We start from the raw sequence: 1,687 nt of genomic DNA, 5'->3' as shown, positions 1-1,687 counted from the left end.
CTTCATATAAAATCGGTACAGGGAATAGCACTTGGAAGATTTATTGGTACTCTGGAACTGTCAATTATCATTTTTATGTGGATATTAATATTGGTAGTACTGGGTTAGCCACAATAACACGAGCTTATAATGGATGGTATTTTATAACTCCGCCTTACACTGTTAAAAAAGATTGGGTCTCTATTCTTAGAAAAACAGAAACATATACTTTGCCCGCTGAAGCTAGATATCATCTAACCCTTAATAGCATTTGGGGTGGAGAATGGACTATTTATTTATATGCTCGTGTGAAGGATCAAACATTGTATACCGGTACCAATTAACAAAAAGGAGAATGGGACATGCTGACCACCATTACGTCTATTTTAGGCTACCTTTTTATAGGTGTCGTTATTTTAGCTGTTTTTATGGTTGTTAAATTCGTGAGAAAACGGTAAAAAATTAGAAGACTGATAATAAAAGAAAAACGCCGTTCATAAATCGAAAAAGTTCCCAAAACACGGCGTTTCCAAAAACCTCCCCTGGGAACGAAACGTCCGAAGGCTCTAACAAGACGGTCGCCGCCCTTTATGAGGGATTTGACGCCATTGCGGGCGGCGACGTTCGCTCTAGCCAGGGGGCATCCGACTTACTGCTTCACCTTTTTAATCGTCTCGACCGGCAGCCCGGTCAGTTCGTGGATCGTGTCGACATCGTACCCTTTCGCCAGCATTCTCTTCACCACGTCGAGCTTCCCTTCCTCGATCCCTTGTTGGCGTCCTTGCTTCATCCCCTGTTCGATTCCTTGTTGGATTCCCTTTTCCATCCCCCGCTGTTCGTATGAGACAATGAGCTCCATCACACGCTTCGCTTCCTTCGTTTCCATTTGGCTCACCTCGTTTCGCAGTTTCGCTTCCTCCTCTTCGGATAGCCGCAAATACGTCTCGAAAAAACCGAACAACAGCCGCTGTTTCGCCTCATCGAGCTCGAGGCGGACGAGCATGCGCAAAAACTCCTTTTTCACTTCGACTTTCTCATCTTCATTATACCCCATTTTGCTTAGCAAAGCGGCGGCGACGGGATTGTCTTGATGAATATACTGACGCCACGGCTGTTTGCGCAGCTTCACCGTTAAAAGGCGAACAGTGCCTGGCACTGTTCGATCAAAAACAAGTCCGGGCTACGGTCACCACGCTCAGGTGTCCATTTTTGTCGCAGTCGACGTGCAACAAGGGGACGTCGTATTTCATCGTGCTTCATGACGTTTCTAGACTTTTTACATCTGTTGAAAGAGAAATATGCGAATCGATTCATCGTGCTTGTGTTGGACAACGTGCGTATTCATCATGCCAAGATGGTGCGAGCGTTCCTTGATAGTGAAAAAGGTACTACTTTTCACTTTATCTTTTTGCCACCGTATTCCCCACAGTTAAACCCTATTGAACGGCTATGGAAGTGGCTAAAAGATGAAGTCATTGCCAACGTCTTGCATAGAGATCAAAAAGACATCGCCCAGTCGATTACTCGGTTTGAACAGCACGTCTTACAGCACCCAGATGAGGTGTTACGCCGCATCGGGTGTGCTGCGTGAATCAGAGGTTAAAATGTCAATTTGGATGTATATATCAATTGTTTGGGATTGCACTCACCATTTGCGAATATCCCCTACTTCTTCACTTTCTAGGATCTTGATTCCTTGTTCATTAAC

2 protein-coding genes and 1 pseudogene are annotated in these 1,687 nt (G+C 44.8%); 2 read left to right on the top strand and 1 reads right to left on the bottom strand.

Annotated features, from left to right (window positions below; translation table 11 throughout):
- Positions 1-323, top strand: a 323-nt coding sequence (locus M4I42_RS16775) for a DUF5626 family protein (protein WP_268853174.1), incomplete at its 5' end; no start/stop codon positions are given.
- A gap of 305 nt (positions 324-628) precedes the next feature.
- Here M4I42_RS16775 and M4I42_RS16770 read toward each other — a convergent pair.
- Positions 629-1,120: pseudogene (locus M4I42_RS16770) on the bottom strand (DUF4351 domain-containing protein); the annotation flags it as partial.
- A 117-nt stretch (positions 1,121-1,237) separates the two neighbouring features.
- Between M4I42_RS16770 and M4I42_RS16765 the strand changes: the two are divergent.
- Positions 1,238-1,570, top strand: coding sequence for a transposase (locus tag M4I42_RS16765; RefSeq protein WP_268853173.1), 333 nt, complete (start codon positions 1,238-1,240; stop codon positions 1,568-1,570).
- Positions 1,571-1,687 lie beyond the last annotated feature (117 nt).

The sequence above is a fragment of the Anoxybacillus sp. J5B_2022 genome (assembly GCF_026847645.1).
In the GTDB taxonomy this organism is placed as follows: domain Bacteria; phylum Bacillota; class Bacilli; order Bacillales; family Anoxybacillaceae; genus Anoxybacteroides.
The sequence above is the reverse complement of the archived record's forward strand: the minus strand, read 5'-3'. Positions and strand labels throughout refer to the sequence as shown.

Excerpts from the sequence above, each read along its gene's own strand:
- M4I42_RS16765 (WP_268853173.1), top strand. The coding sequence starts at position 1,238 with ATGACGTTTCTAGACTTTTTACATCTGTTGAAAGAGAAATATGCGAAT.